Origin of the sequence: Nonomuraea sp. NPDC049758 (assembly GCF_040674635.1) — a bacterium.
GTDB lineage: Bacteria > Actinomycetota > Actinomycetes > Streptosporangiales > Streptosporangiaceae > Nonomuraea.
On record NZ_JBFAMZ010000009.1, the window covers coordinates 287853 to 308837 of the forward strand.

The 20985-nt window shown below is 73.9% G+C and carries 22 protein-coding genes and 1 pseudogene; 16 read left to right on the forward strand and 7 right to left on the reverse strand.

The features are described from left to right. Positions 1–3 precede the first annotated feature (3 nt). The 3 genes from AB0J46_RS25295 (at position 4) to AB0J46_RS25305 (ending at position 4439) form a co-directional block, all read left to right on the forward strand. Positions 4–714, forward strand: a complete 711-nt coding sequence (locus AB0J46_RS25295) for an ABC transporter ATP-binding protein (protein WP_364335987.1) — start codon at positions 4–6, stop codon at positions 712–714. Further along, positions 711–3197, forward strand: coding sequence for an ABC transporter permease (locus AB0J46_RS25300; protein WP_364335989.1), 2487 nt, complete (start codon positions 711–713; stop codon positions 3195–3197). The genes AB0J46_RS25295 and AB0J46_RS25300 overlap by 4 nt, the downstream gene beginning before the upstream one ends. Positions 3198–3386: 189 nt before the next feature. Next, positions 3387–4439 carry a P1 family peptidase gene (locus AB0J46_RS25305; protein ID WP_364335991.1) on the forward strand — a complete coding sequence of 351 codons (1053 nt, stop codon included), beginning with the start codon at positions 3387–3389 and terminating at the stop codon, positions 4437–4439. A gap of 49 nt (positions 4440–4488) precedes the next feature. Here the strand turns inward: AB0J46_RS25305 and AB0J46_RS25310 are convergent, their stop codons facing one another. Continuing rightward, entirely contained in the window at positions 4489–5613 is a 1125-nt protein-coding gene (locus AB0J46_RS25310) for an NAD(P)/FAD-dependent oxidoreductase (protein WP_364335993.1), read from the reverse strand. 53 nt (positions 5614–5666) lie between these two features. On the opposite strand from AB0J46_RS25310, the gene AB0J46_RS25315 reads away from it, so the two are divergent. From AB0J46_RS25315 to AB0J46_RS25340, 6 genes are all read left to right on the forward strand, one after another. Continuing rightward, positions 5667–6359, forward strand: coding sequence for a TetR/AcrR family transcriptional regulator C-terminal domain-containing protein (locus tag AB0J46_RS25315; protein ID WP_364335995.1), 693 nt, complete (start codon positions 5667–5669; stop codon positions 6357–6359). After that, the gene (locus AB0J46_RS25320) at positions 6356–7522 is read left to right on the forward strand and encodes an MFS transporter (protein ID WP_364335997.1); all 1167 of its coding nucleotides are present in this window, start codon (positions 6356–6358) and stop codon (positions 7520–7522) included. The genes AB0J46_RS25315 and AB0J46_RS25320 overlap by 4 nt, the downstream gene beginning before the upstream one ends. Positions 7523–7641: 119 nt before the next feature. After that, on the forward strand, positions 7642–8454 hold the full coding sequence (locus AB0J46_RS25325) for a phytanoyl-CoA dioxygenase family protein (RefSeq protein ID WP_364335999.1): 813 nt from the start codon (positions 7642–7644) through the stop codon (positions 8452–8454). Between the two features lie 62 nt (positions 8455–8516). Continuing rightward, a complete protein-coding gene (locus tag AB0J46_RS25330; RefSeq protein ID WP_364336000.1) occupies positions 8517–9383 on the forward strand; it encodes an AraC family transcriptional regulator in 867 nt (288 codons plus the stop codon). A 503-nt stretch (positions 9384–9886) separates the two neighbouring features. Continuing rightward, on the forward strand, positions 9887–11377 hold the full coding sequence (locus AB0J46_RS25335; RefSeq protein ID WP_364336001.1) for a hypothetical protein: 1491 nt from the start codon (positions 9887–9889) through the stop codon (positions 11375–11377). Next, positions 11374–11937 (forward strand): GNAT family N-acetyltransferase, encoded by a 564-nt coding sequence (locus AB0J46_RS25340; RefSeq protein WP_364336003.1) that lies wholly within the window; start codon positions 11374–11376, stop codon positions 11935–11937. Before AB0J46_RS25335 ends, AB0J46_RS25340 begins: the two co-directional genes overlap by 4 nt. On the opposite strand, the gene AB0J46_RS25345 is transcribed toward AB0J46_RS25340, so the two are convergent. Next, positions 11919–12110 (reverse strand): hypothetical protein, encoded by a 192-nt coding sequence (locus AB0J46_RS25345; protein WP_364336005.1) that lies wholly within the window; start codon positions 12108–12110, stop codon positions 11919–11921. The two genes, AB0J46_RS25340 and AB0J46_RS25345, sit on opposite strands and share 19 nt — an antisense overlap. Before the next feature lie 31 nt (positions 12111–12141). Next, on the reverse strand, positions 12142–12999 hold the full coding sequence (locus tag AB0J46_RS25350) for a helix-turn-helix domain-containing protein (RefSeq protein WP_364336007.1): 858 nt from the start codon (positions 12997–12999) through the stop codon (positions 12142–12144). A 149-nt stretch (positions 13000–13148) separates the two neighbouring features. On the opposite strand from AB0J46_RS25350, the gene AB0J46_RS25355 reads away from it, so the two are divergent. From AB0J46_RS25355 to AB0J46_RS25365, 3 genes are all read left to right on the forward strand, one after another. Beyond that, positions 13149–13829, forward strand: a complete 681-nt coding sequence (locus AB0J46_RS25355; protein WP_364336009.1) for a polymer-forming cytoskeletal protein — start codon at positions 13149–13151, stop codon at positions 13827–13829. A 363-nt stretch (positions 13830–14192) separates the two neighbouring features. After that, on the forward strand, positions 14193–14738 hold the full coding sequence (locus AB0J46_RS25360) for an isochorismatase family cysteine hydrolase (protein ID WP_364336011.1): 546 nt from the start codon (positions 14193–14195) through the stop codon (positions 14736–14738). Then, positions 14726–15520: a GntR family transcriptional regulator gene (locus AB0J46_RS25365; protein WP_364336013.1), complete on the forward strand. Its 795-nt coding sequence runs from the start codon at positions 14726–14728 to the stop codon at positions 15518–15520. The genes AB0J46_RS25360 and AB0J46_RS25365 overlap by 13 nt, the downstream gene beginning before the upstream one ends. Positions 15521–15687: 167 nt before the next feature. On the opposite strand, the gene AB0J46_RS25370 is transcribed toward AB0J46_RS25365, so the two are convergent. Next, a complete protein-coding gene (locus tag AB0J46_RS25370; RefSeq protein WP_364336015.1) occupies positions 15688–15909 on the reverse strand; it encodes a DUF1963 domain-containing protein in 222 nt (73 codons plus the stop codon). A gap of 14 nt (positions 15910–15923) precedes the next feature. Then, positions 15924–16286, reverse strand: a complete 363-nt coding sequence (locus AB0J46_RS25375) for a DUF1963 domain-containing protein (RefSeq protein WP_364336017.1) — start codon at positions 16284–16286, stop codon at positions 15924–15926. A 226-nt stretch (positions 16287–16512) separates the two neighbouring features. Here AB0J46_RS25375 and AB0J46_RS25380 point away from each other — a divergent pair, with 226 nt between their 5' ends. Further along, complete coding sequence (locus AB0J46_RS25380; RefSeq protein ID WP_364336019.1) at positions 16513–17121, forward strand: helix-turn-helix domain-containing protein; 609 nt, start codon at positions 16513–16515, stop codon at positions 17119–17121. Next, complete coding sequence (locus AB0J46_RS25385) at positions 17121–18398, forward strand: MFS transporter (protein WP_364336021.1); 1278 nt, start codon at positions 17121–17123, stop codon at positions 18396–18398. The genes AB0J46_RS25380 and AB0J46_RS25385 overlap by 1 nt, the downstream gene beginning before the upstream one ends. A 16-nt stretch (positions 18399–18414) precedes the next feature. On the opposite strand, the pseudogene AB0J46_RS25390 reads toward AB0J46_RS25385, so the two are convergent. Further along, a pseudogene (locus tag AB0J46_RS25390) lies at positions 18415–18558 on the reverse strand (SMR family transporter); the annotation flags it as partial. 90 nt (positions 18559–18648) lie between these two features. Between AB0J46_RS25390 and AB0J46_RS25395 the strand changes: the two are divergent. Both AB0J46_RS25395 and AB0J46_RS25400 read left to right on the forward strand, forming a co-directional pair. Continuing rightward, on the forward strand, positions 18649–19113 hold the full coding sequence (locus tag AB0J46_RS25395) for a MarR family transcriptional regulator (protein WP_364336023.1): 465 nt from the start codon (positions 18649–18651) through the stop codon (positions 19111–19113). Positions 19114–19154: 41 nt separating this feature from the next. Next, positions 19155–20060, forward strand: a complete 906-nt coding sequence (locus tag AB0J46_RS25400; protein ID WP_364336025.1) for an NADP-dependent oxidoreductase — start codon at positions 19155–19157, stop codon at positions 20058–20060. A gap of 12 nt (positions 20061–20072) precedes the next feature. Here the strand turns inward: AB0J46_RS25400 and AB0J46_RS25405 are convergent, their stop codons facing one another. Beyond that, positions 20073–20915, reverse strand: coding sequence for a LysR family transcriptional regulator (locus AB0J46_RS25405; protein ID WP_358287121.1), 843 nt, complete (start codon positions 20913–20915; stop codon positions 20073–20075). Positions 20916–20985 lie beyond the last annotated feature (70 nt).

Below are 20985 nucleotides of genomic sequence, written 5' to 3' on the forward strand. Positions count from 1 at the left end.
GCGTTGGCGGTTCGGGTGGAGGAGCTCCACAAGACGTACGGGAAGGTGACCGCGCTCGACGGGGTCACGCTGGAGATCGCCGACGGCGAGTTCGTCGCGATGATGGGCCCGTCGGGCTCGGGCAAGAGCACGTTGCTGCACTGCGCGGCCGGGCTGGACACGCCGAGCTCCGGCCGGGTGCTCCTGGGCGGCGTGGACGTGACGGCGCTGGACGAGCCGGGCCTGGCCGCGCTGCGCCGGGAGCGGATCGGCTTCGTCTTCCAGGCCTACAACCTGCTGCAGGCGCTCGACGTCGCCGACAACGTCACCCTGCCGCTGCGCCTGGCCGGCCGCCCGGTGGACGAGGCGAGACTCATGGCCATCGCGTCCAGGGTGGGGCTCGGCGCGCGGCTGGGCCACCGCCCGGCCGAGCTGTCCGGCGGCCAGCAGCAGCGGGTGGCGCTGGCCAGGGCGCTGATCACCGATCCCGAGGTGGTCTTCGCCGACGAGCCCACCGGCGCGCTGGACACGCGGACCGCCCGCGAGGTGCTGACGTTGCTGCGCGAACTGGTGGACGAGGCCGGACAGACCCTCGTCATGGTCACCCACGACCCGGTCGCCGCCTCCTACGCCCACCGCGTGGTCTTCCTGGCCGACGGGCGGCTGGCGGGCCAGGCGCTGCGGCCCACGCCGGAGCGGGTGGCCGAGCGCATGACGCAACTGGGCGCGTCATGATCGACCTGATCTGGAAGCTCCTCAAAGCCGACAAGGCGGGCCTGGCCGGCGCGTTCGCCGCCCTGTTCGCCGCCTCGGCGCTGCTGACCGCCTGCGGGCTGATCCTGCAGTCGGGCCTGGCCGCCGGGGTCCCGGCCGAGCGGTACGCCGCCGCCGACGTCGTGGTGAGCGGCCCCGACTCGGTGCAGGTGACGATCGGCGGGGAGAGCGAGACCGAGCCGGTGACCGAGCCCACGACCCTGCCGAGTGCCCTGCTCGAACGGGTGGCCGCGGTGCCGGGCGTGCGCGCCGCCGTCCCCGACCGCGGCTTCCCCGTCGATCTCGTCATCGGCGACGGCTCGCCGGCCGCCACCGGCCACGGCTGGTCCACCGCGCCGCTGGCCCCGTTCGCCCTCGCCGCCGGGCACGCCCCCGGCCCCGGCGAAGTCGTCGTGGACGCCTCCGCCGGGCTGCGGCCGGGCGATCGCGTCACCGTCGTCGCCGGTACGGCTCCCGCCGCCGCCTACCGCGTGGCCGGTGTCGTCCGCGGCGAACTGCGCCGCCCGCTGGTGCTCTTCCCCGACGAGGAGGCCACCCGCCTGTACGGCGGGCCGCGGGCGCTCGACGCCATCGGCGTGCTGGCCCGGCCCGGCATCGACCCGGAGGAACTGGCCGGACGTCTCAAGGAGGCGCTCGGCGACTCCGTCACCATCGCCACGGGAGAGGCGCGCGGCCGGGCCGAGTTCGGCGACGTGCGGAAGGCGCGCTCCGACCTCCAGGAGCTGGCCGCCTCGCTGATCGGCAGCGTGGTCGTGATCGCCGGCCTGGTGCTGACCGGCGCGCTCTCGCTCACCGCGCACCGCAGGCGACGCCAGATCGCGCTGCTGCGGGCGGTCGGCGCGAGCTCGCGGCACGTCACCAGGATGATCGCCGCCGAGACCGCCGCCGTCGCGCTGCTCGCGGGCCTGTCCGGCTGTCTGCCCGGCGGCCTGCTGGCCGCGCTGCTGCTCGACGCGCTGCGCCTGGTGGGCCTGGCGCCCGCCGACTTCGAGATCTCGGTGGGGCCCGTCCCGATGGTGGCCGCGGTCGCCGTCTGCCTGCTCCTCTCGCAGGCCGCCGCCTGGGCGGTCGGCCGCCGGGTGCTGCGGCCGCTGCCCGCGCAGGCGCTGACCGAGGTGTCGGTGGAGCCGTCCCGGTTGCCGGCGGTCCGGCTCGCCTCGGGCGTGCTGCTGCTGACCACCGGTGTCGCGGGGACGTCGGCGCCGCTGTGGTGGAGCAGCGTGTTCGCGGTGGCGCTCGCCGCCAGCGGCGGCCTGATCGTGATCATCGGGTTGAGCGTGCTCGGGCCACCCATCGTGCGGCTGGGGACCAGGATGCTCGCCGGGCGGCTGCGCCGGAGGTACGGGGCGGAGGGCCATCTGGCCGTGGCCAACAGCCTCGCCCACTCACGGCGGCTGGCCGCGACGGTCTCGCCCATGGTTCTCGCGATCGGCTTCGCGCTCCTGCAGATCGGCCTGCCGGCCACGACCGCCGCCGCGGCCCGGCGCGATCTGGAAGGAGGCACACTGGCCACGCACACGCTCACCGGCGGCGAGTGGGGCCTGCCGCCCGGCGTGCGCGCGGATGCCGCCGGACTGCCCGGGGTACGGACGGTCACGCCGATCGTGCGGACCCGCGTCTACGCCGTGATCCGCCTGCTCGACAGCCCCGAAGTGCTCGACTACCAGGCGCAGGCCGTCGATCCGGCAGGGCTCGCCGGCACTGTCGACCTGGGGGTGGAGGCCGGGTCGACGGCCGGGCTGCGTCCCGGCACGGTGGCGATCAGCCGGGCCGCCGCGGGCACGCTGTCGGCGAAGGTCGGTTCGACGCTCACCCTGTACCTGGGGGACGGAACGCCGTACCGGCCACAAGTGGTGGCCATCTACCGCCGCGGCTCGGGCTTCGGCGACCTCACGCTGCCCCGCTCGGTGGTGCCGGCGAGTCGTGACGACGCCGTCCTCGTGCGCGCCGACCCGTCGGCCGACCTGGGCGCGCTCGTCCGGGCGCATCCGGGGCTGGTGGTCAGCGACGGCGCGGCCATGCGGGCCGCCCAGGAGGAGGGCGAGGCCGCCGCGATGCTCGGCGGGCTGCTGCCACTGCTGCTGGTCTTCGGATATCTGGCGGTGTCGGTGGCCAACGCCCTGACCCTGGCGGTGACCGAGCGGACCAGGGAGTTCGCGCTGCTCCGCCTGGCCGGGGGCAGCCGCGGCCAGGTCATGCGGATGCTGCGCGCCGAGTCGGCGCTGACCGTCCTGCTCGCGGTCGGCATCGGGACCGCCGCGCCGCTCCTGCCGCTGACGATGATCGCCTACGGCCTGACCGGGCTGCCGCTGCCCGCCGTCCAGCCCGTGACCTACCTGGCAGTGGTCGGCGCCACCTCGGCGCTCGGCGTGCTGTCGGTGCTCGTCCCCGCGCGGATCGCCCTGCGAACGCGTCCCGTCCAGGCCCTCAGCGGCCGTGGCTGACAAGGAGATCGACATGACCGAACCCCGTTGGACCCCGCCGAAGCAGAAGCGGCAGTGGCCCTGGATCCTGCTGGCGATCGTCGTCGTCGCCGTCGTGATCAACGTGACCCTGACCATCTGAGGCTCTTCGAACTGACGGCGACCGCAGGGCACGCGTCGGCGGAGCGGAGCCCCGAGAATGGGAACATTATGGACAATCACCTCACCGCAGCCACGAGGGGACGCGCGCGGGCGCGCGAACTGGGCGTCGTCGTCGGCGCACTGCCGACCGGGCCGTTGAACGCGATCACCGACGTCGAAGGCGTCCTGGTCGGCCACACCACCCTCGACGACGGCGCCGACCTGCACACCGGGGTCACCGCCGTCGTCCCCCGTCAGCTCACCGCCGAAGGGCGGGCGCTGCCCGCGGCCGTGTACGCCGGCAACGGATACGGCAAACTGGTCGGCTCCACCCAGATCGACGAGCTCGGCGTGCTGGAGTCGCCCGTCGTGCTGACCGCCACGCTGTCGGCGTTCCGGGCGGCGGACGCGCTGCTCACCTACCTGATGGACCGCAGCCCGGAGGGCATCTCCTTCAACCCGGTCGTGGGCGAGACCAACGACGGCTTCCTGTCCGACATCCGGCGCCGCCCGATCACCGAACGGCACGTGCTCGACGCGCTGGAGGGTGCGTCCGGCGGGCTGCCCGCCGAAGGGTGCGTGGGCGCGGGCACCGGGACGACGGCGCTGGGCTACAAGGCGGGCATCGGCACCTCGTCCCGGCGGCCGGTGGCCGAGGGGGCCGCGGTGACGGTCGGGGCGCTCGTCCAGGCGAACTTCGGCGGCGTGCTGACCGTGGGCGGCGTCCCGATGCCGGTCGAGGAGCTCGTCCCGGGGGCCGCCGGCGAGGAGCCCGTCGGAAACTCCTGCATGATCGTGGTGGCCACCGACGCGCCGCTCGACGCGCGTCAGCTCGCCCGGCTGGCCCGCCGGGCGATCTTCGCGATGGGCCGCGTCGGGGCGTCTTACTCCAACGGGAGCGGCGACTACGCCATCGCCTTCAGCACCGCGTCGCCGGAGCTGCCGCGCCTGCCCGACGCCGGTCTGAACCCGCTGTTCGCGGCGGTGATGGACGCGGTGGAGGAGGCGCTGCTCAACTCGCTGTTCACCGCGAGGACCACCACCGGCGTCCGTGGCCGGACCCGTCACGCCGTTCCGTACGACCGGCTGCCGCGGACCGGCGCTGGAGAGCCGGTCGGCTAGCTGTTCTGTCCCGTGAGGTCGGGCACGCGGCCGGCGGGTGGCAAGCCGGTCAGGACGCCTGGACCTCGTCGAAGACGGCGATGGCCGTGGCGGGGTCCGGGCCGACGAGACGTTCCAGGCCGTCCGCCGTCATCTTCGCCCACCTGCCGGCCCGTTCCCACATCCGCTCCTCGAAGGCGCGGACGGCCTCGTCCGGATCGCCGGGGCCGGCGGCCAGGGCCTCGGCGAGCTCGGCGCCCTCCAGCATCGCCAGGTTCGCGCCCACCCCCAAGGGCGGCATGAGGTGGGCGGCGTCCCCCAGGAGCGTCACCCCGGGGACGTGGGCCCAGGTGTGGGAGACGGGCAGGACGTAGAGGGGGCGGTCGGCGAACGCGGTGCCGCGGCGCAGGAGGTCGAGCACGGGGTCGGCCCAGCCCTCGAACAGCGCCAGCAGGCGGGACCGCACGGCTTCGACGCCGTCCGGGCCCGTGCCGGTGTCCGAGTGCCGGTCCAGCGGCGCGCGGAACTGGGCGTACACCTTGACGTGGCCGCCGCTGTTGCGCTGGGCGACGATGGCGCGGTTCACGCCGTAGACGGCCAGGGCACCGTCGCCGATCAGCCGGGCGAGGTCCGGGTGACGGGTGTCGACGTCGTCGAGCGAGGTCTCGACCGCTGTGACGCCGGTGTAGTGCGGCGTCGCGGCGGAGAGCGCCGGGCGGACCCGGGACCAGGCCCCGTCCGCGCCGACCACGAGATCGAACGTCTCCTGCCGCCCGTCGGCGAAGCGCAGCAGCACGTCGTCCCGCGTTCCGGGCGTCACCTCCGTCACGCCGTGCCCCCATCGGACGTCCAGGGGGCCGAGCAGCAGGTCACGCAGCTGCCCGCGGTCGATCTCCGGATTGGCCCGGTCGTCCGGACGGGGCCGCCAGTCGCGTAGCACGGTCCCGTCGGGGGCCAGGATGCGCATGGCCTGCCCCTCGGGACGGGACAGCGCCTGGAACTCGGCCAGCAACCCCGCCTTGTCCAGCGCGCGCTGGCCCATCCCTTCGTGCAGGTCGATCGTGCCGCCCGGAGGACGGGCGTCGGGCGCGGCATCGCGTTCGAAGACGGTGACGGGGTGGCCGTGGCGGTGCAGGACACGGGCGAAGGTGAGGCCCGCGGGGCCGCCTCCCACTATCGCGATACGTTGTCTCATGTCGATACACTGTATTGCCGCCAGACGCTGTATCGCAACAGTACGATGTATCCATGACTGTGTGGGACCGTCCGGAGCCGCCGACCCGCCCCGCGCCGCTCGACCGGCAGCGGATCGTCGCCGCGGCCGTCGCGCTGGCCGACGAGGGCGGGCTGGAGGCGGTGTCGTTGCGCAAGGTCGCCGCCCGGCTCGACGTCGGCCCGATGCGGCTGTACGGATACATCTCCACCAAGGAGGAGCTGTTCGACCTCATGGTGGACGAGGTCCACGCCGAGATCCTGCCCGACGGGCCGCCCGGCGACTGGCGGGAGGCGCTGCGCGGCCACGCGGTGCGCACCAGGCAGGCCGCCCTCCGCCACGAATGGCTGGCCGACCTGCTCGGCGGCCGTCCGAGCCTGGGCCCGAACGCCCTCGCCGTGACCGAACGCACGCTGGCCGCCCTCGACGGCCTTGCCGCCCTCGACACCGTCATGCACGCCGTGCAGACGGTCGGCGCGTACCTGACCGGCGCGATCAGGCGCGAGATCGCGCAGCTGCGGGCCGAGCGCGCCACGGGCCTGTCCAAGCTCGACTGGCAGCGTGCCTACGGCCCGCACGTGAGCCGGATGCTGGCCACGGGCCGCTACCCCACGCTGGCCAAGTTCGTGCACGACGGCGCGGAGGTGGCCGCCGAGGAGTCCTTCGCGACCGGCCTGGAATGGGTCCTCGACGCCGTGGCCGCCAGACTCGACCGGCCGCACGCGTGACGCCCCCCGCGGCGGCGGGCCGGCGGATGTGGCCGCTGTACGCGGCCGGGTTCACCACCGCGTTCGGCGCGCACGGCATCGCCGCCAACCTCGGCGGGTTCTCCACGGACGCGGTCACCTCGCTGCTCGTCCTCGGCGGGCTGCTGGCCCTGTACGACGGCGCCGAGGTGCTGCTCAAGCCGCTGTTCGGCAGCCTCGCCGACCGCATAGGCGCCCGTCCGGTGCTGGTGGGCGGGCTGGTGGCGTTCGCGGTCGCCTCCGGCCTGTACGTCGTCGCCGACAGCCCCGGCTGGTTGTGGGCCGCCCGCCTGGGCCAGGGAGCGGCGGCCTCGGCGTTCTCACCGTCGGCCTCGGCGCTGGTGGCCAGGCTCAATCCGGCCGCCAAGCTCGGCCGGGCCTTCGGCGGCTACGGCTTCTGGAAGTCGATCGGCTACACCCTGGGCCCGCTGCTGGGCGGCGTGCTGGTGTGGGCCGGCGGCCTGCGGCTGCTGTTCGCGGTCCTGACCGTGCTGGGCGCGGCGGTCGCCGTGTGGGCCGCGCTGGCCGTGCCCGCGGTGCCGCCGCTGCCCAAGGTCCGCCAGACGGTGCTGGACCTGGCGCGGCGCCTGGCCGATCCGGCCTTCCTCGCGCCGACCGCCGCGCTGGCCGGGGCCACCGCCGCGCTGTCGGTCGGCGTGGGCTTCCTGCCCGTGTCCGGCAGGGCCGCCGAGCTGGGCACAATCGCGACCGGCGCGGCGGTGTCCGTCCTGGCGGCGTGCGCGGCGGTGGTCCAGCCCAGGGCCGGGCGGGCCCTCGACGAAGAGCGTCTGTCGACCCGTACCGGCCTGCTGGGCGGGCTGCTGGTCACCGCGGCCGGGCTGGCCTGCGCCATGCTGCCCGGCCTGGCCGGCATCCTGTCGGCCGCCGTGCTGATCGGGGCCGGGACGGGGCTCATCACCCCGCTCGGTTTCGCCGCACTCGCCGCCCGCACCCCGGCCGAACGCATGGGCCAGACCATGGGCGCCGCCGAACTCGGCCGGGAGCTGGGCGACGCCGGCGGCCCGCTGCTCGTGGCCGGCGTCGCCACCCTGGCCTCGCTCACCTACGGTTACGCGGCCCTCGCGCTCCTGCTCGCCGCCGGCCCGCTCGTCGCCCTCACCCTGCGCCGCCCCCGCACTCCCTGAAGGACCGCATGGAGGCCCTGGCCTACCCCACGAGTCCGTGCAGGCTCATCCTCATACCCGACAGAGGTGGTACGGAAAATGTCGGGCGACCGGGGCTGGTGTCGTCGCAGGCTGGTGGCATGAATGACACGACCTTGGTATCCCGTTTCCTCCGCGACGGCTTCGTGAAACTGGAGGGAGCCGTCGCGCCGCGCGTGGCCGCAGACTGCGCGCGGCTGCTGTGGCGGGAGACGGGCTGCGACCCCGACGACCCGTCGACGTGGACTCAGCCCGTGCACTGGGTGGGCGGCATGGCGCAGGGACCGTTCGCCGCCGCGCCCAACTCCCCGTTCCTGCACCACGCGTACGACCTGCTCGTCGGCGCGGGCCGCTGGGAGCCGCGCTACTCGCTGGGCACGTTCCCGCTGCGCTTCCCCCACGAGGACGAGCCGGACGACGCGGGCTGGCACATCGAGGGGAGCTACCTGCCGGAGGGCGAGAGCTGGTACTTCACGAATCTGCGCTCCCAGGGACGGGCGCTGTTGATGCTGTTCCTGTTCAGCGAGGTCGGCGAGGAGGACGCCCCGACTCGGATCCGGGTCGGCTCACACCTCGACGTGCCGAAGGTGCTGGAGAAGTACGGAGAGGACGGGGCGAGCGGGCTGACCCTCGCGCCCGATGTGGTGGCGGCGTCCGACCACCGGCCACTCGCCCTCGCCACCGGGTCCCCCGGCGACGTCTTCCTGTGCCATCCGTTCCTGGTGCACGCCGCGCAACCGCACCATGGGGTGCGACCGCGCTTCATGGCCCAGCCGCCGCTGATGCCGGCCGCGCCGTACGAACTGGAGCGGGCCGACGGTGCGTACTCGCCCGTGGAGATCGCGATCCGCCGGGGCCTGGGACGGGACACCCCCGGTCCGGACGGGGACGGCGCCGACAGCAGCGCCGGGTAGACCCGCTTCACGACTATCGTCGGCAAGATGGCCGTGAAGAGGGACGAGGACGGAGGCCGGCCATGCTGGAGCGGCTGAACCAGGCCCTGGAGCACATCGAGCGCCATCTCGACCAGGCCATCGACGTGGAGCAGCTGGCACGCATCGCGGCCACCTCCGAGCACCACCTGCGCCGGATGTTCTCCGCGCTTGCGGGCATGCCGCTGTCGGAGTACGTCCGGCGCCGTCGGCTCACCCTCGCGGGCGCCGAAGTACTCGCGGGGCGTGAAACGCTGCTGGAGATCGCGGTGCGCTACGGCTACAGCTCCGGTGAGGCGTTCGCGCGGGCGTTCCGTGCCATGCACGGCATCGGACCAGGCGAGGCCCGGCGTACCGGCGCCGCACTCAACTCCCAGTCCCGGATGGCCTTCCGTCTCGTCATCGAAGGGAGCAGCAGCATGCGGTACCGCGTCGTGGACAGGGCGGACTTCACCGTCGTCGGGTTCAAGACGCGGGTACCGCTGGTGCACGCGGGCCCGAACCAGGCGATCATGGACTTCGTCCGCGGGATCGACGCACAGACTCTGGAGCGCCTGGAGAAGCTGTCGGACCAGGAGCCGCACGGCATCGTCGCGGTCTGCGACGACATGGACCCCAGCCGCGCCGAGGGCACCGAACTCGACTACCACCATGGCGTGATCACTTCCGCGGCCGCTCCGGAGGGCACGACCACGTTGGACGTCCCGGCCGGTACGTGGGCGGTCTTCACCACTTCAGGGCCGGCGCCACAGGCCATCCAGGAGCTGTGGCGGGACGTGTTCACCGAGTGGTTCCCGTCGAACCCGTACCGCACCCGCACCGGTCCCGAGATCCTGCGCACCCACCTGTCGCCGGACAGGACCGAGGCCGACGCCGAACTGTGGCTCCCGGTGGAACCCGAACACAGCTGAACACCGCGGCCCCCGGACAGCCGGGCCTCAAACCCCGCGCTCGTTCGGGAGGCCGGCAGGTCTCGCCGCTGTCCTTGATCCACGTGCTGGCGCCGGAACGGCGGATGGACACCGAGATGTGCTGCGGCGTTCCGGCGTTCTTGGTGGCGCGAGCGACCGCGCAGTTCTTGCCCGAGCCGGAGCTGTAGTAGACGTCGAGGTAGCCCCGCACCTCACTGCCCCACGTGATCGAGTAGGACTTCAGCAGCCATACCCACTCCCGCACGGACCAGCGGCGCCGGCCGGAGTAGCAAGGCCGCGTTCTCGGGGCGGCAGCAGGTGGGGCGCCGGGCGGTAGAGCGTTGCCGCAGGCCGTAGGGGGTGACGGCCGCGGGGCCCGACTGCTCACCGCCGCTTCGCGTCCGGACCCCGAAGGGCCGCCACGACAGCGAGGCGGCCCGGTGACAGCGGGGTGACAGGCGTCGTTCGGGGCGTGTTAGGCGCCGATCCCTATAACGGTTGGCATGTCGATCACCGACCTCCTCCGCCGGGAATGGGCCGCGTTCCGCCGTCCCGGCCGTATGACCGCCCTGGCCGTCGCGGTCCTCGCCGTCATCGGGCTGGGCCTGTTGTCGGCGTCCGGGAACCGTTCCTCCTGCGACGGCCCCTGCCCCGCCATCCCCGTGGCCGCCGACGGCTCCGCCGTCGGCGACACGTTCTGGTTCCTGCACCGCGGCCTCGGCCGCCAGGGCGCCATCACGGTCCGGATGACGTCCATGACCGGGACGATCACCTACCCCCCGCCGAACCACGACAGCATCGTCGCCGGTCTGGTGCCCTGGGCGAAGGCCGGGATCATCGTCAAGGACGGCCCGCGCCAGGGCTCCCGTTACGCGGCCCTGGCCATGACCGGCGCCCACGGCGTGCGCTTCCAGTACGACTACCGGCACGACGTGGCGGGCAGCCGCGACCGGCTCCCCCGCTGGCTGCGCCTGACCCGCTCCGGCGACACCATCACCGGCGCCGAGTCCGCCGACGGCAAGCGTTGGCACACCGTCGGCACGGCGACGCTGGCCGGGCTGCCGGACACCGTGCGGGTCGGCCTGTTCGCCACCTCACCCGGCGACCTCACGCTCCGCGAGACCGGCCTCGGCGGCGCGGTGGAGGAGTCGCGGTTCACCCAGGCCGTCGGCGTCTTCGACCACGTCACCGTGGAGGGCGGCGACGGCGGCTGGGTCAGTGAACCCGTCGGCCAGATGAACCAGACCGACTGGGAGAAGTACCACAATCCCTCCGGAGCCGTGCGGAAGGGCGAGGTCGTCACGGTCAGCGGCACCGGCGACATCGGCCCGCTCGGCGAGGACACCCCGCGCGTCGTCGAGAACCTCCTGGCCGGGCTGGTGATCGCGCTCGCCGTCGTGCTCGTGGTGGCGGCCCGCCTCGGCTCGCGCACCGCCCGGGAGGCGGTCCCGCGGCGGGTGGTCGCCGCGCGCGCGGCCGTCGCCGGGGTGGCGGCCTTCGTGACCGGGCTGGTCGCCGCGGGGGTGGCCCTGCCGGTGGGCATCGCGATCATGAAGGGGAACGGCGTGCCGGCGCAACCGCTGCCGCTGCTCAGCGGGGCGCGGGTGATCGCCGGCGCCGGCCTGGTGCTCGCGCTCGGCGCCGTCCTCGCGTACGGGCTGGGCGTCTGGCTGCGCCGGACGGCGGCCCTCGTCGCGCTCGCGCTGGTCGCGCTGCCGTACGGCCTGACGGCGTTCCCGCTGCTGCCCGACGCCGTCGCGGGGTGGCTGCTGCGGCTGACCCCGGCGGCGGGCTTCGCCGTGCTGCAGACGCGGGTGGAGTATCCGCAGGTGACTGCCCATTACGCGCCCTCGGCGGGGTACTTCCCGCTGCCCGGGTGGGCCGGGCTCGCCGTGCTGGGCGCGTACGCGGCGGTCGCGACGTGGTGGGCCCTGCGCCGCGGGGCCGCGCCGGGACCGTCCGCGCCGCCCGGGTCTGGCATCATCGCCGGATGAGCCCCATGACGACCGACCGGCTGCTCCTGCGTCTGCCGGACGACGACGACCTCGCCCCCTTCACCGCCATGGACGCCGATCCCGAGGTCATGCGGTACATCGGCGACGGTTCCGTCCGGCCGCCGGACCCGGACCGCACGGCGGCGTGGATCGCGCGCGCCCGGCGGGAATGGCAGGAAAGCGGGCACGGCCTGCTCGCCGTCGTCGTGCGCGAGACCGGGCTGACGGCCGGCTGGGTCACCCTGACGGTGCCCGCGTTCCTCCCCGAGATCCTGCCCGCCGTGGAGATCGGCTGGCGGCTCGGACGACCGCACTGGGGCAACGGCTACGCCACCGAGGCGGCCGGACGGCTGCTGCGGTTCGGGTTCGCCGAGTGCGGCCTCGACCGGATCGTCAGCATCCGTCACGTGGACAACCAGCGGTCCCGCCGGGTGATGGACAAGCTCGGCCTGCGGTTCGCGTTCGAGACGGTGGTCCCGAGCCACGGACGCCCGGTCGCCGTGCACGAGATCACCAGAGCCGCCCACGAGGAGCCGCCACCTCACCCGCGCCTGCCGTAGAGGAAGAGCACGAGCGGCCCGCACACCGCGGCGAGGGCGGCGGTCGCGACGTGGCTGAGGGGGGTGACCTCGACGAAGGCCCGCAGCCGGCCGGGCATCGTCGCCGGCTCGACGAAGATGTTGCCGGCGAACGAGAGCGGCATCAGCACGACGTTCGCGATGCTGATGACCACCGCCTGGTCGGCGGCGGCCGGGCGTGAGCCGCTAGGCGAGGTCGCGGGGAGGCCCCGAGGGCCAGGCGACGTCGTCCACCGCGAGGAACGGCGAGAGCGCGACCGTGGCCGGGGTCACCCCCGCGAAGGTCATGACGTCCCTGTGCAGGTGCGACTGGTCGGCGTAACCGCTCTCGGCCGCCACCAGGGCGGCCCGCTCACCGGCGGCCAGACGGTGGGCCGCCTGGTCGAAGCGGATGAGCCGGGCGACCCGCTTGGGCGTGAGGCCGACCTGGGCGCGGAACCGGGCCCACAGGCGCTTGCGGCTCCAACCGGCCTCGGCGGCGAGCCGCTCGACCGGCACCCGCCCGCCGCTGGCCGCCATCCGCCGCCACGAGAAGGCGACCTCCGGATCGGCGGCCCGTCCCTCGTCGGCCCGCCTGGCCAGCGCGTCCCGCGCGATCGCGAACCGGTCCTCCCACGACCGGGCGGCCCGCAGCCGCTCCTGGACGCGTTCGGCCTCGCGTCCCCAGAGGTCGTCGAGCGCGGCCACCGTGCCGCTCAGCTCGGCGGACGCGCCCAGGACGGCGTGCGCCGCCATCGGCGACAACCGGATCTGCAGGCACTCCATCCGACGGGTCAGACCGCTCCCCCGCACCTGCCGGGGCGCGAGGCCGGCGACGACGCGTCCGAGCTGCCGGGAGCCGTGGTCGTCCTCGATGACGAACGGCTCGTCGCCGAGGTCGAAGAGCAGGGTGACCGCGGGGTGCGGGACCAGGGCGAGGTCGCGGAACTCGTTGGCCCGGTCGCTGAACCCCGCCATGACGACCCCGGGCAGGCCGCCGGCCCGCGACGGGACGATGATCTCCCATCCGGGCACATGACCGCGAACCGGCACAACTGACCGCACCCCGACATCGTACGAGCCCCGCGCCGCGCCGCGGCGGTGGACGGTGGGCGGAAGGCCCGGCGTGGTGCGGAGACGTGGTTCGCGACGGCGCGGTAGGTGATGTCGGCGCCCGGCGAACATCACCCGGCTTGATTGCTAGGGTCACGCGCATGCGATCGACGTATCTCGCCTGGGACGATGCGGTTGACCTGTTCGAGCGGCGCGGCCTGCCGAAGGAGACGTACGGGAACCTGTACGAGGAGGAGTACATCCTCGTGCCCGGTCCCGCCACGGTGACCGGCGAACTCCCCCTCGACGAGCACGAGCGCACGCCGTGGCGCGAGGGCGCCCCCGACGCCGCGACCGGCTACATCGTGGACGGCGACCTGGTCGTCGACGGGAACGTCACCGACGTGGACGACGGCTCCGCCGCGCTGATCGTCCTGGGCGACCTGCGGGCTCGGAACGTCTACCTGGCCGGTGACGCCAAGCTGGTCGTGCGCGGCCACGTGACGGCCGAGACGTTCGTCGGCGACATGACCGACAAGCTGGTGATGATCCATGGCGACCTGCGCACCACCGTCTCGATCTTCTGGAACGAGTTCTGCCCCGACCTGGTCGCCGGCACCCTGCACGGCCGGACCCTCACGCCGGCCTACCTCGACCTGTCCGACGCCGACGTCGGCGCGCTGGCCGACCCGTCGCCCGAGGTCCCGCTCAGCCGCCTCCTCGTGCCCGAACTGCTGATCAGCGGCGCCCCCGGCCCCGACGACCTGCCCGAGATCGGCGTCCGCGGCGACGTCCTGCGCGACCGCCTGCTGTCCGGCCTGCCCCTCACGATCGCAGGATGAGCCCCGGACGCCGAACGCGCATGACAGGCGTTTCCGCCACACCGGCCGGGTGATGCCGCCCACGTTGCCGGGCAGGGCGATGGCGACATGAGCCCACGTGGGCCAGGAAGGACGAGACCAGGGATCCGGGTCAGCGCGTGCCGGGACGGCCGGGTGGGGCCGTACCGGCCGTCCCGGTGCTGGGCAGTTCCTCCATGGCAGGTGACGTCAGGCCCTTGATCGCCGCAGTTCCGGCGCGCCGGAAGACGGTCGCCGCCCGCGCTCCGGTTGCTGATATCTCAACTCTTGCCTACTGTGATCCCAGTTTGACCGGAGGAGGCGCGGGCCGTCGCGCCCGCCGGAAACACTGGACGGAGCAATGTCGTGACCACTGCACTCATCATCGGTGACCTCCAGCGGGGCATCACGGGCGGTTACCCGTTCGCCCAGCAGGTCGTGCCGCCGCTCACCGAACTGCTGCCCCGCGCCAGGGCGGCCGGCGTCCTGGTGGTGTTCGTGCACTTCGCGTTCCGGGCCAACGGGGCCGACGTGCCGCCCGGCAGCGCGCTGATGAAGTCGTTCTTCGAGGCCGGCGACGCCTTCCACGAGGGGTCGGCCGGGACCGAGCTCGCCCTGCCGGTCGCCGAAGAGGACGTCGTCGTGCTGAAGCGCCGCGCCAGCGCGTTCGCCGGGACCGACCTCGACCTGGTGCTCCGCGCGCGGGGCGTCACCACTGTGGCGGTCGCCGGGGTCGCCACCAGTGCGATGGTGGCCGCGACCTGCTACGACGCGGCCGACCGCGGCTACCAGGTGACGGTGCTGAGCGACGGCTGCGGCGACGGCGATCCGGCGCTGCACGACTTCTTCGTGGACGCCGTCTTCCCGAGCCGGGGGTTCGACGTGGTGTCGTGCGACAAGTGGCAGGTTTGATCGCGGACGGGCGGGAGGCGTCCCGGACGCTCCACCCCGTGACCGGCGCGATGGCTCACCTGCCCGCGTCGCTGCTGGTCGGCCAGGAGGTCACCGGCCTCGACCGCACCGGCCAGGCGTACCGGGCGATCCGGCGCCAGATCATCGACCTGACGTTGCCGCCGGGCAGCGGCTTCAGCGAGGCGTCGCTCGCGCGGCAGTGGCAGATGAGCAAGACGCCGGTGCGCGAGGCGCTGGCCCGCCTGCGGCGCGACGGGCTCGTGGACGCGCTGCCGCGCGCCGGCTACGTCGTCAGCCCGATCACCCTCCAGGACACCGACGACCTGTGCGCGCTGCGTACGCTGCTGGCCGGCGAGAGCGCCGCGGCCGCCGCGCGCCGCGGCGTCGAGGGCCCGGCGCTGGAGCGGCTCGAAGAGCTGGCCGAGGTGCCCCGCGCGCTCGCGGCGGGCGAGGCCGACCTGGAGCAGTCGCTGCGGGCCGGGATCGAGTTCGAGGCCGTCATCGCCGACGCCGGCGGCAACGGCCGGTACGCCAAGGCGATCGTCGGCGTGCTGGACGAGCTGGAGCGGGTGCTGCGGATGGCCGCGTTGATCGCTCCGGAGGTGGCGAGCCCGCCCGGGGAACTGGCGGGCGTCCACGAGCGCCTGCGCGCCCGGGACGCGGACGGCGCCCGTGAGGCCATGCGCGGCCGGTGCGAGCGCGTGCGCCGGGACGTCTTGCGGGTCCTGACCAAGAGCACCTCCGTCAGCCGGGCCGGCATCGAGATGCCACCCCAGACGTAGGCTCATCGCTCGGGACGACGCGACCGGGCTCCAGGAAACACTGTTCACGGTCGGCTGAGGACCGCCATCGGCCCCTGCTGGAGCCGCCGCCCGGGCGCCTGACGTCCGTGCTTGCGTGCGGATCCGAGCGGAGGGCTTGGCGGATCCGAAGCCCCCGGCCCGGCGCCCTAGCACTGCATGGTGAGCCGGGCTTGGTCGAAGCGGTGGGTGGCCAGGTGTTCGGGGCGGATCAGCCAGTAGAGGGCGCCGGTGTCACCCCACGTCATCTTCGCGTCGCCGTCACTGTCGAACTGGGCGAGCAGGATCCAGCGTCCGGCTTCCCGGTCCAAGGCGGGGGTGCCCCAAGAGTGAACGCCGCCGAGCGCCGCGTTCGCGACCTCGTACTCCACCGGGCCCTGCACCGTTACGGCATGGCCGCCGATCTGGTGGTAGATGCGGGTGCGCAGCCGCCGTCGTCCATGTCGTCGTGGCCGTCGAAGGAGAAGAACAGCAACGTCCCGTCCTGCGGGAAGGCCGCCGGCAGCCCGGCGTGAGGGAGCGCCGAGCACCGCACCGATGCGATGAAGGACAGCGGGGCGTGCCCCGGCCACTCGGGCCAGACGGCCCCGGCCGGCAGTTCCGGCTCCCCGCCGAGGGTGGCGACGGCCTGCTCGCCGTCCGCGGCCCGGCGCAGACGTACGCATGGACGCAGCAGTGCGGTCCACCGGTCAGCGAGGTCGGCGGGCAGATGCTCGGCGGCGAGACGGGAGTATCGCTCATCAGTCATGAGAGCCATGATGAAGCGCGTCACTGACGTCCGTGCCATCCGCCGGGCCGGCCGATGACAGTCCCGCCACTGGCCGGCCTCGGGCGCGGTGATGCGGGCCGAGATCTCGTCCAAGGGAACCTCGCGGCTCGGCGGCTCAAGCGCCGACGTCAGGCGCGACGCATTGCAAACATCTCTTCGCGAACAAGTCTTTGCGAAGGACTGTTTGCGGTCTACGCTGCCGGACATGACCGAACCCTCCGAGAACGTGGTCGTCCTCGACGCCAAGGGCCTGCGGGCACTGGCCCACCCGGTACGGGTGCAACTCGTGGACCTGCTGCGCAGACACGGCCCGTCCACCGCCACCCGCCTGGCCGAACGCCTGGGGGTGAACTCGGGCACCGCCAGCTACCACCTGCGCAGGCTCGGCGCCGCCGGATTCGTGGCGGAGGACACCGAGCGCGGCAACGCCCGCGAACGCTGGTGGCGCTCGGTCCACCACGTCACCCGGCTCACCGACGACGAGCTGTCGGAGCGGGAGCCCGAGGCGGTGCTGGCCTACATGCGGTCCATCGCCGCCCTGTACGGCCTGCGCACCCAGCGGACGCTGAACGAGCTGCCGACCATGCCGGCGGAGTGGCGGCGGGTGCTCGACCTCAGCTCCATCGCGCTGCGGATCACCCCGGACGAGGGGCTTCGGCTGCGCGAGGAGCTGGCGGAGGTCGTCGACCGCTACCGGCGCGACACGCCCGGCCAGCCGGCGCCCGAAGGGGCCGCCCGGGTCTCACTTATCACCCAGCTCCTGCCCGAGCCGCCCGAAGCGCCCGAGCCGCCCGAGTCGTCCGAGGGTGCGTGATGGGGGCGCGCGAGTCGTTACGCCCGATGGCCGGCCTGCTCGCGGCCATGACGGTGTCGCTGACCGCGACGCGGGTGTCGGCCATCGCATTGCCCTGGTTCGTCCTGACGACGACCGGGAGCCCGGCGCGGACCGGGATGGTGGCGTTCGCCGAGATGGCCCCGTACGTGCTGGTCAAGGCGCTGGCCGGGCCGCTGGCCGACCGGGTCGGGCCGCGCCGGATCTCCTGGATCGGCGACGTGGTGAGCGCCGCGGCGGCCGGGGCGGTCGTCCTCCTGCACGCCCTCGACCTGCTGCCGCTGGGCGCGCTGATCGCCCTCGTCGCGGTGGTCGGCGCGGCCCGCGGGCCGGGCGACCTGGCCAAGGAGATCATGATTCCGGAGGCGGCCGAGCGCGGGCGGGTGCCGCTGGAGCGCGCCACCGGGCTGATGGGCGTGACCGAACGGCTGGCCCAGACGGTGGGGCCCGCGGCGGGCGGGGCGGTGGTGGCGCTGCTCGGACCGCTGGCCGGCCTCGGCATCAGCGTCACCTGCTTCGCGCTCGGCTCGGTGATCGTGACGTGGGCGCTGCCGCGCGGCATGGGACACCGCGCTCCGGCGGAGGAGCCTCTGGAGGCGGAGGAGGGCTACTGGCGGCGGTTCGGCCAGGGTTTCACGTTCCTGCGCGGCGAACGGCTGCTGCTGTCCGTGGTCGTCATGGTCGGCGTCACGAACCTGCTCGACGCGGCCTTCGGCCAGGTGCTGGTGTTCGTGTGGGCCAGGGAGTCCGGTCACGGCGCCGCCGTGGTGGGCCTGAACAGCAGCGTCACGGGGCTGGCGGCGGTCGGCGGCAGCCTGGTCGCGGCCGCCGTGGCGCACCGGATGCGGCGCAGGCCGGTGTTCTTCGTGGCGTTCCTGCTCGCCGGGCCGACCCGGTTCCTCGTCCTGGCGGTGGATCCGCCGTTGTGGGCCATGGCGGCGGTGTTCGCGGTGGGCGGGTTCGCCGGCGGGTTCCTCAACCCGATCCTCGGGGCGATCTCCTACGAGCGGGTGCCCCGGAGCCTGCTGGGCCGGGTCAACGCGCTGAAGGACTCCCTCGCCTGGGCCGGCATCCCGCTCGGCGGGCTGGTGGGCGGGGCGCTGGTGGCGGTCGCCGGGCTGACGCCGGTGCTGCTCGCCGGCGGGGCGGTCTACGCCCTCACCACGAGCCTGACGGGGCTGCGGCCCGAGTGGCGGCAGATGGACCGGCTCCGCGGCCAGGGCCCGCCCGTCCCGCCCGCGCCGGTCCAGACGGTGTAGCCGACGCCGACGTCCCCAGGCTCAGGAAGAAGATCCCGCCGGTCGCGGCGGCGGCGGTCAGCAGGGACGGCCACAACTGGGTGAAGCCTTCGGTGGCGTTCGTGGCCAGGGCGAAGACGACTTCGAAGACGGCGGCGCCGAGCAGGTAGATCCCGGCCATCTCATGACCCTGCTTTGCTTGCATGTGCATGTATGCTTTTGTCAATCCCGCGTCCGAGAGACCGGGTTCTCAGAGAAGGAGGAGGCTTCCATGGCTCCGACGGCATCCACTCCGCACCCGGCCCCGGCGCCCTCGGCGGTGTCCAGCTCCTGGAACGACGTCCTGCTGCTGCACGCCCGCGTGGAGAACGCCCTGGCCACCGCCCTCCAGCGGCGGCACGGCATCGGCCTGTCGGAGTACCGGGCGCTCGGCCATCTCGCCACCTCGGACGCCGGCGAGCTGCGCATGCAGGAACTGGCCGACAGGATCGGGCTCAACCAGAGCTCCGTGACCCGCCTGGTGACCCGGCTGAACACGGCGGAGCTCACGTACCGGGACCTGTGCCCGGACGACAAGCGCGGGGTCTACACCGTCATCACCGACGCGGGCCGGGCCCGCTACGCCGAGGCGAACGTCACCTACGAGGCGACGCTGAGGACCGCCCTGGAGGAAGCCGCCCGGGCCGACCCGCGACTGGCCGCGGCGCTGCCGGCCCTGGGCCTGCTCGACCGGTGACCCGACCATCCCCCCTTGTCCCGAATATCGAGGAGTTGAACATGCGTGCTGTGCGGATCACCCGCTTCGGCGGCCCGGACGTCCTGACGGTCGCCGAGGCGCCGCCGCCCCGGGCCTCGGACGGCGAGGTGCTGGTGAGGGTCGTCGCCTCCGCCCTGAACCCGGTTGACGACAAGACCCGTGAAGGGGCCGTCGGAGAGGGCACCCCTCCCCTGCCGACGACCCTGGGATGGGAATTGGCGGGCATCGTCGTGGACAGCCGGGACGATGCGCTGCCCGTGGGTGAACGGGTCTTCGGCATGTCCCACCAGCTCGGCACGGGCCGGGGGACGTGGGCCGACCTCGTGGCCATGCCGACCGGCTCGGTGGCCGTGGCGCCGTCGGCGATCAGCCTGGTGGAGGCGGCGACGCTGCCGTTGCCTGGGCTCACCGCCCTGCAGACGCTCGACTGGCTGAACGTCCGGGCGGGCGAGCGGCTGCTGGTGGCGGGCGCGGCCGGCGCGGTGGGCGGGCTGGCCGTCCAGCTGGCGCGGGCGCGCGGCGTCCGGGTGGACGCGCTGGTCTCCAGGGCGGCGCAGGTCGAGGTGGCCACGGAGCTGGGGGCCGAACGGGTCACGACCGACCCCGCCGACCTTCCGGTGGGAGCCTACGACGCCGTCTTCGACACCTTCGGGGCCTTCGCCGTCGAGGCCGTGGCCGACGGAGGCCGCTACGCCTCCGTCGCCACCCAGGCCGGGCCGGTGCCCGACCTGTCCCGTCGATCGGTCCGCACCACCGTCAACCAGGTGCGCGAGGACGGACCCGGCCTCGCCGAGCTGGCCAAGGCGGTCGACGCGGGCCAGGTCAGGGCCCGGATCGAGGCCCAGTACGGCCTCCAGGACGTCGGGGCGGCCCACGAGCACTTCCGGCGCGGCCGGCTGAGCGGCAAGATCGCCCTGGTGCTCTGAGCCCGGCGGCGCTCAGATCATCCGGCGCAGCGCGGTCTCCACGGCGTCGATCAGCGCATCTCCCTCGGTCTGCGGGTGCCGGGCCAGGCCGAGCTCGACGTCGGGCAGGGCGGGCAGGGCGTCCGGGTCGTGGCAGGCCATGTCCGGTTCGAGATTGCCGGGCATGAGCGCGGCGACCCCGAGCCCGGCCCGCAGCGCCGCGAGCACCCCGGCCAGGCTGTTGCTCTCGAACACCGGCCGCCACCGCCGGCCGGTGCGGTCGAGCGTCTCCACCACCGACGTACGCCACGCGCACGTCCCGGTGAACAGCACCACCGGCAGCGGATCGGCGGCCGGGTCGACGCCCTGGCCGACCGCCCACACCAGCGGGCGCCGCACGGTCCAGCGCGGCGGCGCGGGAAGATCGGTCGCCTCGTCGAGCACGAGCTGCACGCGGCCCGCGTGGTAGGCCTCCCGGATCGTGACGCCGGAGAGGCTCAGCACCTCCAGCGTCGCGCCGGGGTGCAGCCGGGCCAGGTCGGCGAGGGCCTGCGGCAGCTGCGCGGCGGCCAGGTCCTCCAGCAGCCCGACGCCGCAGCGGCCGGTGAGCGCGCGCCCGGTCGCGGTGAGGGCCTGCGCGGAGAGCGACAGGATGCGCTCGGCGTAGGGCAGCAGCTCCTCCCCCGCCCGCGTCAGCGACACGCCGGACGGCGACCGGTGGAGCAGCGGGCGGCCGACCGCGCTCTCCAGCTTGCGCAACTGCTGGCTGAGCGCGGGCTGGGTGTGCCCCAGCGCGGTGGCGGCGCGGCTGATGCTGCCCGCCCGCACAGCCGTGACGAACGACCGCAGCAACGACGTGTCCAGATCCCTGGCCATAAGCATCCATTATGCCGGGTCCAACGAGAAAACGTCTTCCTATGGCCTGCGGGATGACCTAGCGTCGCCC

Bases quoted from the DNA above. Each gene is read 5' to 3' on its own strand.
- AB0J46_RS25395 (WP_364336023.1), top strand. From the start codon at position 18,649: ATGGCTCCGACGGCATCCACTCCGCACCCGGCCCCGGCGCCCTCGGCG.
- AB0J46_RS25305 (WP_364335991.1), top strand. From the start codon at position 3,387: ATGGACAATCACCTCACCGCAGCCACGAGGGGACGCGCGCGGGCGCGC.
- AB0J46_RS25325 (WP_364335999.1), top strand. From the start codon at position 7,642: ATGAATGACACGACCTTGGTATCCCGTTTCCTCCGCGACGGCTTCGTG.
- AB0J46_RS25300 (WP_364335989.1), top strand. From the start codon at position 711: ATGATCGACCTGATCTGGAAGCTCCTCAAAGCCGACAAGGCGGGCCTG.
- AB0J46_RS25340 (WP_364336003.1), top strand. From the start codon at position 11,374: ATGAGCCCCATGACGACCGACCGGCTGCTCCTGCGTCTGCCGGACGAC.
- AB0J46_RS25375 (WP_364336017.1), bottom strand. From the start codon at position 16,286: ATGACTGATGAGCGATACTCCCGTCTCGCCGCCGAGCATCTGCCCGCC.
- AB0J46_RS25310 (WP_364335993.1), bottom strand. From the start codon at position 5,613: ATGAGACAACGTATCGCGATAGTGGGAGGCGGCCCCGCGGGCCTCACC.
- AB0J46_RS25330 (WP_364336000.1), top strand. From the start codon at position 8,517: ATGCTGGAGCGGCTGAACCAGGCCCTGGAGCACATCGAGCGCCATCTC.
- AB0J46_RS25335 (WP_364336001.1), top strand. From the start codon at position 9,887: ATGTCGATCACCGACCTCCTCCGCCGGGAATGGGCCGCGTTCCGCCGT.
- AB0J46_RS25380 (WP_364336019.1), top strand. From the start codon at position 16,513: ATGACCGAACCCTCCGAGAACGTGGTCGTCCTCGACGCCAAGGGCCTG.
- AB0J46_RS25385 (WP_364336021.1), top strand. From the start codon at position 17,121: ATGGGGGCGCGCGAGTCGTTACGCCCGATGGCCGGCCTGCTCGCGGCC.
- AB0J46_RS25400 (WP_364336025.1), top strand. From the start codon at position 19,155: ATGCGTGCTGTGCGGATCACCCGCTTCGGCGGCCCGGACGTCCTGACG.
- AB0J46_RS25405 (WP_358287121.1), bottom strand. From the start codon at position 20,915: ATGGCCAGGGATCTGGACACGTCGTTGCTGCGGTCGTTCGTCACGGCT.
- AB0J46_RS25355 (WP_364336009.1), top strand. From the start codon at position 13,149: ATGCGATCGACGTATCTCGCCTGGGACGATGCGGTTGACCTGTTCGAG.
- AB0J46_RS25315 (WP_364335995.1), top strand. From the start codon at position 5,667: ATGACTGTGTGGGACCGTCCGGAGCCGCCGACCCGCCCCGCGCCGCTC.